This is a genomic window from Brevundimonas sp. KM4 (assembly GCF_000964075.1).
GTDB lineage: Bacteria > Pseudomonadota > Alphaproteobacteria > Caulobacterales > Caulobacteraceae > Brevundimonas > Brevundimonas huaxiensis.
The window spans coordinates 81755-89909 of sequence record NZ_JZRG01000021.1 but is presented as its reverse complement, the minus strand read 5'-3'; the positions used below and the strand labels follow the sequence as shown (position 1 = coordinate 89909).

General features: G+C 62.6%; 7 protein-coding genes. 4 read left to right on the top strand and 3 right to left on the bottom strand.

Annotated features, from left to right (window positions below):
• Window positions 1–657: IS6 family transposase (locus tag VH88_RS12120; protein ID WP_045811495.1), on the top strand; the 657-nt coding region annotated here is incomplete at its 5' end.
• A gap of 11 nt (window positions 658–668) precedes the next feature.
• On the opposite strand, the gene VH88_RS12115 is transcribed toward VH88_RS12120, so the two are convergent.
• Both VH88_RS12115 and VH88_RS12110 read right to left on the bottom strand, forming a co-directional pair.
• Complete coding sequence (locus VH88_RS12115; protein WP_045811479.1) at window positions 669–947, bottom strand: hypothetical protein; 279 nt, start codon at window positions 945–947, stop codon at window positions 669–671.
• Complete coding sequence (locus VH88_RS12110) at window positions 944–1597, bottom strand: DNA methyltransferase (RefSeq protein WP_045811478.1); 654 nt, start codon at window positions 1595–1597, stop codon at window positions 944–946. The genes VH88_RS12115 and VH88_RS12110 overlap by 4 nt, the downstream gene beginning before the upstream one ends.
• A 133-nt stretch (window positions 1598–1730) precedes the next feature.
• Between VH88_RS12110 and VH88_RS12105 the strand changes: the two genes are divergently transcribed.
• The 3 genes from VH88_RS12105 (at window position 1731) to VH88_RS12095 (ending at window position 7167) form a co-directional block, all read left to right on the top strand.
• Window positions 1731–3896 (top strand): AAA family ATPase, encoded by a 2166-nt coding sequence (locus tag VH88_RS12105; protein ID WP_045811477.1) that lies wholly within the window; start codon window positions 1731–1733, stop codon window positions 3894–3896.
• Complete coding sequence (locus VH88_RS12100) at window positions 3893–5212, top strand: McrC family protein (protein WP_231576675.1); 1320 nt, start codon at window positions 3893–3895, stop codon at window positions 5210–5212. Before VH88_RS12105 ends, VH88_RS12100 begins: the two co-directional genes overlap by 4 nt.
• A gap of 371 nt (window positions 5213–5583) precedes the next feature.
• A complete protein-coding gene (locus VH88_RS12095) occupies window positions 5584–7167 on the top strand; it encodes a carboxylesterase/lipase family protein (protein WP_045811476.1) in 1584 nt (527 codons plus the stop codon).
• On the opposite strand, the gene VH88_RS12090 is transcribed toward VH88_RS12095, so the two are convergent.
• Complete coding sequence (locus VH88_RS12090; protein ID WP_231576673.1) at window positions 7164–8114, bottom strand: alpha/beta hydrolase; 951 nt, start codon at window positions 8112–8114, stop codon at window positions 7164–7166. The two genes, VH88_RS12095 and VH88_RS12090, sit on opposite strands and share 4 nt — an antisense overlap.
• Between the last annotated feature and the right edge of the window lie 41 nt (window positions 8115–8155).

The following is an 8155-nucleotide window of genomic DNA, read 5'->3' as shown; positions in this document are numbered from 1 at the left end:
TCCACTTTTACGGGGGAAGATCACTGGCTTTACTTTCGCTTCAGCCTGAGCCTTCGCGACGTTGAAGAGCTTCTCGCGGCACGGGGCGTGGATGTCAGCTACGAGACCATCCGCTGCTGGACGATCAAGTTCGGACCGCTGATCGCTCGACGGCTGAAGAGGCGCCGGCCGACGCCGTCGCCACGCTGGCATCTTGACGAAATGGTCTGCTGGATCGGTGGCCGACGGATGTATCTGTGGCGCGCCGTCGATGACGAAGGCGAAGTTCTCGACCTCGTCGTTCAGCGACGAAGGAATACGGAAGCGGCGTTGGCACTGCTGGGGCGCCTGCTGCGCAACCAGCCCATTGAGCCGGAAAAGATCACGACCGATGGCCTGCTGTCCTACGGCGCGGCGCTTCGAGAGCTTGGTCTCGCTCAGATCCACCGACCGGGCTGCCTCAGAGAAAACAATCGGATCGAGAACTCACATCTGCCGATCCGACGACGAGAACGGCAACAACAGGGCTTCAAATCTCAAGCTTCAGCCCAGCGATTCCTCACCATCCACGCCGCGATCTACAATACCTTCAACGTCCAGCGTCATCTGATCAGCCGCCCGACCCTTCGCCGCTTCCGCGCCGAGGCGGACGCCGCTTGGGCGAGGGCGGTCGCTTAGATCGGCCAGAGTTAGGCGAACTTCATCCGCACCCGGTTAACCTGACAGCACCGTCTGACAATCTCGCGCAGGAAGACGCCCGACTTGGTGCAGGGATCCAAGAACGTGACGCGGCTGTTTGCCCAGATGTTCGCACCGTCGTGGGCGCTGGCCCAGCCCTTGGCCAGGGTATCGAGCATCTGTTGCGCGAACTCTGGCGGGGTGAACACCTCGTCGTTCGACAGGTTAGCAATGCAGGTCAGGACATCGGGATTGCGCTTCAGAAGGGCGAAGGGCGCGGTATCAGTCATGCGGCGGCGCCCTCCGGCGTTTGATCACGAACCGACAGCTCACGCATGGTCATCGGCGGCCAAGTCTTCACGGGCTGGAACACCTCATGCTTTCCGAGGTGCTGGAACAGGGAGCCCTCCTCACGTAGGCCAGCCGCTTTGGTGAGGGTATCGAGACGAAAATCCCGGCGCTGAAACTTGCCCGCACCGATATAAGCCCATTCGACAAAGGTGATCGGGCCGCCGTGCGCTGCTAGCATCGACAAGGCGTCGCCATGGATCAGGTTAAGCGACAGGATGTGCGAGGCAGCATGATACAGTTCTTCGTCCGGCGGCACGCCCATATAGTCGCAGAACAACGCCAGCATGTTGGCCCGGCACTCGGCGATGTTGTCGGCCAGTAACTCGATGCCATAGCAGGAGGCCACGGCGACCAGTCCGTATATACGCTTCTCGAACTTGGACCGGCCATACTTTACCTCGACCGTATCCAGCTTGCGCGCAAGGATACGGACCAGAAAGTTGCCGCTCCCGCAGGCGGGTTCCAGGAAACGGGAATCGATGCGCTCACTCTCGCCCTTAACCAGATCGAGCATGCGCTCGACCAGCCAGGAGGGCGTAAAGACTTCCCCATGGTCTGCGACCCGCTTCTTGGATTTGATGAGACTCATAAAAACGCCAACGATTATTGGTGATTGACCTTAGCGGGCTACGGCAGATTGTGGCAGGGCTAATCAGGTAAAACAAATCCTCGACACGCGGCAGACGATCAAAACTGACGTCCGAGGAGGACAAGGCAAGACAATGGACGAGGTGGGGTTCAAGCAAATGCTGCTGGCGCGGGGGAATGCGCCGACCGGTATCGAGACCCGGATCAGCTACCTCAAGACCATCGAGAAGCACTTGGGGGGTCTGGGCCTCCCGTTCGCCGATCTCGATGCTGCGTTCGAGGCTGACAAATTGGCGTCGGTCACCGAGGCGATGCGAGGCCTAATTGCCGACCACAAGGCAGGTGGGACGGCCTACTTGCTGCTGTTTCCTCGGTCTGAAAATCCCGGCAACCGCCTGGCGAACCTACCCACCTTTCTCAAGCACTACCGCGATTATCGATCGGGAGCCGGCATGACTGACAGCGACGCCGACCGCATTCGCCAGTTTGCACTGGAGCACTTCATTCAACCGGCTCGGGACAATGGCGTGTCCAGTGTCACAATTCGCGCTGGCGATGTGCACAATGCGCTGGAATTGAGCAACGCCCACGCCAACGTATGCCAAGCACTGCGGGGCCGCCTGTTCCGCAACCTCGCGGGCGTGGGGGAGCCGGTTGTCACCGGGCCAGAGAACAGCTCTACCACCAACTTCGTCTTCGCGCTGTCGTCAGCAGTGGCGACGGCAGCTCCCCAAGCCAAGCTTTCGCAGGGAGCCATGACGATGGCGACCCGTTCCACCAATCTCATTCTCTACGGTCCCCCAGGCACTGGAAAGACCTTCGCCACCGCGCGGGAGGCGGTGAAGCTATGTTCACCTGACGTGAACTGCGATGACCGAACCGCCGTCGAACGTGAATACCGGCGGCTGGTCGACGCGCGGCAGGTGGAGTTCGTGACCTTCCACCAGTCCTACAGCTACGAGGACTTCGTCGAAGGCCTGCGCCCGCCCGTTTCCAGTAGCGATGGGGACGGCGATGATGAGAAATCTGGCTTCCGCCTAGAGATCAGCCCCGGCGTTTTCCATCGCATCGCCACGCGCGCCGCCGCCAGCAAGGGCTCCGCCGGCAAGAGCTTCGACCTGACTGGCCGGCGCGTATTCAAAATGTCGATCGGAGAGGCCTCGAATCCAGATGACGCCTACTTGTTCGAAGAGGCCCTGGCGAAGGGTTACACGCTGTTGGGCTATGGCGATTTGGACTGGAGCGACGCAAGGTTTTCGGATCGTCAGGCGATTATGGATGCTTGGCGCCAATCGCCGCCGCCCGGTGTCGTCCCGACGGCGCATAGCGGCTGGGTGCAGTTCCACGACAAGTTCCGTAATTCGATGAGGCGTGGCGACCTGGTCGTCATCTCGAAAGGAAATGGAACGTTTCGTGCCATCGGCGAGGTCAGCGGGGACTATGAGTTCGCTCCCCGTTCAGACGGCGACTACGCACACCGGAGAGCAGTCAACTGGCTCTGGTCCGACGCGGCCGGCCTGCCGGTTCAGGAACTGCTCAACAATAAGCGGTTCATGATGAAAAGCATTTATGAGCTAAGCCGCGCTGATCTCAACCTCGCCGCTCTGGAGCGCCTGATTTCCACGAGTGAGGGATCTGGCGGCCCGGCGGAAGCGTTCGTCTTGATCATCGACGAGATCAACCGGGCCAACATCTCGAAGGTGTTTGGCGAACTGATCACTCTGCTGGAGCCAGACAAGCGGATTACGCCAGACGGCGGAGGCTTGAGGGTGCGTCTGCCGTACTCCAAGGAGGCCTTCGGCGTGCCTGCCAACCTGCACGTCATTGGCACGATGAACACCGCCGATCGCTCAATTGCTCTCCTCGACACGGCGCTTCGTCGTCGCTTCGACTTCCGTGAGTTAATGCCGGACCCGGACTTGCCCGCACTGAAAACAGCCAGCGCAAATTGCGGGGTCGATCTCGGCAAGCTGCTTCGGACGCTGAATGATAGGATCGAGTATCTGTTCGATCGCGAACATCAGATCGGTCACGCGTATCTCATCAAGTGCGCCTCTCGGAAGGACCTGGACGCCGTGATGCGCCATAAGATCATCCCGCTGCTGGCGGAGTATTTTTACGAGGACTGGAGCAAGGTCGCTCTAGTGCTCGGCGACGCGGACACGAGGAGGCCGGGCCGGTTCCTGGCGCGCACGGAGTTAAGGCCGCCCACTGGTTCTGACTTCGAGGGCGGCGAGACGCGCTGGCGGTGGACGGTGCGGGGACACTTCGCGGCCGACGCCTATGTGGACTTCGCTTGATCCGCCGCACCGTCCTGGAATGGGGTTCTCTGCCTTACGGCGATGGCGCTGACGCCATCTGTGAGGACGCCGCCGATCGCCTAGTGGCGGTCGCGCGAACATCCCCACTGGGCGGCAAGGACGGCGGCAGCATCTTGACGCATGGCCGTTGCGCTTTGGGCGCGCGGCAGGTGGTCGGCGTGCTGGCCGCCGATGGCGTCACGCTGGAGATTCTGCCCAAGATCGATGTGCCCGAGGCGAAGGGGACCACGACTCACGGCCAGATTCGTCACCGTCTGGTCCACATGCTGTCAGTTGCTCTCGACCTCAACATTGCCTCCGGCGCCATGACGGAAATGAATTGGCAGAAGGAAACCCTGCTCGAAATCTTGATCGGCCTGTTCGCTCGCAAATTAGCCGATCAAGTCCGCAAAGGCATGCCGCGCCGTTATCTGGCGCACGAAGACGATCTAACGGCCTTGCGCGGTCAGTTTGACGTCACGCGTCAGTTCACCACTTTGATTGCTCGCCCCAACCGCCTGGCCTGCCGTTACGATGACTTGTCGCCCGACATCCTGCTGAATCAGATCATGAAGGCGACGGTAGAGCGACTGATCCGCGTCTCCGCGTCGGCTGAGAACCAGCGCCGCCTGCGCGAACTCGCCTTCTTCTATGCCGACATTTGTAACTTACGGCCCAGCGCGTTGGGGTGGGACAGCCTGATCCTAGACCGCACAAACAACCGTTGGCGGGAGCTGGTAGAGCTGGCCCGGCTACTCCTGGGCGACCGCTTCCAGACCACATCTAGCGGCCCACAGAATGGGTTCTCCCTCACATTCGATATGAGCCGCCTCTTCGAAGCCTATGTGGCCCGAAGCCTCAAGCGAGCGTTCAGCGGAACTGGACTGACAATCCACGCCCAAGGGGGCCGCCTCTACTGTCTCGAAGACATGGAGACGGGAACGAGCCGCTTCATGACCAAGCCGGACATCCTCGTGAAACGGAAGGGCGGGGTTGAGCTGATCATCGACACGAAATGGAAGCGCATCAGCCGGGCGGTCGAGGACCCCAGGCAAGGCGTGAGCCAAGCAGACGTTTATCAGATGATGGCCTACAGCCAGCTCTATCAGTGCCCGGAACTTTTGCTGCTCTATCCCCATCATCACGGGCTTGGTGCAAAAGCCGGAGTGATGTCCGTCCACTCGATTCGCAATACGGCCAGTTTGTTGCGAACAGCGACGGTCAATTTGAGTGGTGACTCACAACAAAACTGGGACGAAGCGGTGGGGTTCGACCGCTTTGGGGGCTACGCGGACCTGGGATCCCGATCAATCTGAGTTTGGCTTTTCAGCCCACGGCAAATATCCGCTGTTGGTGCATTTGCCCCTGCCAAAACCGTTCTTGATAGCGGACGCTTCCAACGGCGCGGTCGGGATTGGTTCTTCAAATGGTACCGCAGATGGTACCACTTCTTGATCCCCAGCCGGCTTAGTCTACCGTGATAAATCAACACCTTAACGCAAGTGTGGCCATGGGCATCTTTTTCCCACCCTCTCCGCCACCGGCCTGACAAAGGCCTAGGCCAAGTTCCAACATCATCGAAACGAGGCTTCGGCCTTTGTCGTCGGGTGTCTACGCCTGCATCTCGATCTCGCAGGCATTGCGCATTGAATGATCATGATACCGGTGTCATGGTCGCTCTCGTTGGATGGCAGATGGGCGACGACCGATGATCACGCGACGTAAGGCGCTGCTGAGCAGCATGGCGATCGCAGGTCTGCTTTCGGCGCCCTCCGGCGTTCTTGCGGCGACTGCGCCAGATCGCGTGATGACAACCGCAGGACCGGTGATCGGTCTGCGACGGGAGGGAGTCAGCGTCTTCAGAGGCGTGCGATATGGAGCGCCGACGCGGCGGTTCCAACCACCAGAAAAGCCGACGCCTTGGCGCGACCCGGTTCGTGCAACACGTTACGGCGCGGCTAGTCCGCAGCGCGGCGATGAGCCGAATCAAAGTGAAGACTGTCTGTTCCTGAACGTCTGGACGCCGGGGACCGACGCGGGTCGGCGACCGGTGATGGTCTATATCCACGGCGGCGCCTATTCGAGCGGATCGGGATCGGACCCGCTGTATGACGGCACGCGTCTGGCGGCGCGCGGCGATGTCGTGGTGGTGACGCTGAACCACCGGCTGAATGTCTTCGGCTATGCCTATCTGGCGCGATTGGCGCAGGGGTTCGAAGATTCGGGCAACGTCGGCCAGTTGGATCTGATTCTGGCGCTTCAGTGGGTACGCGACAATATCGCAGCGTTCGGCGGCGATCCGTCCAGGGTGATGCTGTTCGGTCAGTCCGGCGGGGGCGCGAAGATCGCCACCCTGATGGCGACGCCGGCGGCGCAAGGTCTGTTCCACCGCGCCGCGACCATGAGTGGTCAGCAGGTGACCGCCTCCGGGCCGATCAACGCCACGATGCGAGCCACGACATGGCTGAAGGCTCTGGGCCTGACGCCGGATCGGGTGGCCGAGGCGGCGACGATGCCGGTCGAGCGGCTGCTCGAAGCGCAGAGCGCCGAGGATCCGATCCTGGGCTTTGGCGGCCTGTATTTCGGGCCGGTGCTGGATTTCCGCACCCTGCCCCGCCACCCCTTCTATCCCGATGCGGCGCCGCTGGGCCGATCAATCCCCATGATCATCGGCAATACGCGCGAAGAAACCCTAGGATTTATGGGCAACGATCCGAAAAACGTCGGCCTGACGTGGGACACCTTGGCGGCGCGGCTGTCGCCCGGCGTCATGCGGATCGACATCACGCCCGAAGCCGTGATCGCCGGCTATCGCGCCATGCATCCCGAATGGTCGCCCGACCAGGTGCTGATCGCCGCGACGACGGCCGGGCGGTCCTGGCGCGGCGCGGTGATCGAGGCCGAAGAGCGGGCCAAGGCCGGCGCACCCGCCTGGGTCTATCAACTCGACTTCCCTGGCGAACTGGCCTCGGGCCGCCGGGGCGCCTTCCATACCGCCGACATTCCGTTGGTGTTCGACAATGTCGAGGCGCCCGGCTCGCGGACGCGCGGGCCGGGCGCGCAAACGCTGGCGGATCGCATAAGCGACGCCTTCATCGCCCTGGGCCGCGACGGCGATCCGAACCATGCCGGACTGCCGCGCTGGGACCGCTATGAGCTGCCCCGTCGCCAGACGATGTTGATGGATGTCCAGCCGCGCATGGCCGATGATCCGCGCGGCGACGAGCGGGCCTTCTTCTCGGCCATTCCCTATATCCAGCCGGGAACCTAGAGCGGAAAATCCAGCCGGGCGGCCCAGGCGCGAACCAGATCGGGCCAGACCTGGGCGGGCTTGCCCTGGATCAGGCGGACGCCGAAACCGTGGCCGCCTTCCTGGAACAGATGCGCCTCGGTCGGGACAGCGGCGGCTTTGAGCGCGGCCAGCAGTTGCAGGCTGTTCTCCACCGGCACGGACGCGTCGTCCATGGCGTGCAGCAGGAAGACGGGCGCTGCATTGCGCCACTCCATCTGCTCCAGAGAATAGGCTGCGATCCGCTCGGCCGACGGCCTATCGCCCAGCAGATGCGTCCGCGATCCGGCGTGGACGTACGGGTCCGCCATGGTCGCGACCGGATACATCAGAACGGTCAGATCGGGTCGCAATGAAACCGTGTCGGCCGCGTCGATCGGTTCGTAGGTCGCGTCCGTCCGGGCGCTGGCCAGCCCCGCCAGATGGCCGCCAGCCGAGGCGCCCAGCACGGCGATCTTCTGCGGATCGACGCCATAGTCAGCGGCGCGGCTGCGGATCACACGGACCGCACGCTGTGCGTCCTGAAGGGGTGCGTCGGCCCCGGCCGCCCAGCCGTCAGCCGGCAGGCGATAGCGCAGGACGAAACAGGTCGTGCCGCTGGCGGCGAAGACGCGCGCGACGTCATACCCTTCCTTGTCCAGCACAGCCCAGCGATAGCCGCCGCCGGGGATAAGAAGCATCGCCGAACCGTTCGGCCGCTCGGGGCGAAAGACGGTCAGGATCGGATCGGTGGTGTACTGGGCGTAGCGGTCGTGAAAGGCGGGATCGGTCGACCGCTCTGGCACGACGGGGGTGACGGTCACACCCTGCCCGCCCGGCGCGCCGGCGGGCCATAGGCGGATGATCTCGGTTGGGTCGGCCGGACCGGCGCGGCCGCCGTCCGCCACTGTCTGCGCCCGCGCCCCGGATGCGCCAACCACGGCCCCCATCGCCAGACCTAAAAGCGTCCTGCGTTCCACATCCATCACGG

Bases quoted from the DNA above. Each gene is read 5' to 3' on its own strand.
- VH88_RS12115 (WP_045811479.1), bottom strand. From the start codon at position 947: ATGACTGATACCGCGCCCTTCGCCCTTCTGAAGCGCAATCCCGATGTC.
- VH88_RS12110 (WP_045811478.1), bottom strand. From the start codon at position 1,597: ATGAGTCTCATCAAATCCAAGAAGCGGGTCGCAGACCATGGGGAAGTC.
- VH88_RS12105 (WP_045811477.1), top strand. From the start codon at position 1,731: ATGGACGAGGTGGGGTTCAAGCAAATGCTGCTGGCGCGGGGGAATGCG.
- VH88_RS12095 (WP_045811476.1), top strand. From the start codon at position 5,584: ATGGCAGATGGGCGACGACCGATGATCACGCGACGTAAGGCGCTGCTG.
- VH88_RS12090 (WP_231576673.1), bottom strand. From the start codon at position 8,114: ATGGGGGCCGTGGTTGGCGCATCCGGGGCGCGGGCGCAGACAGTGGCG.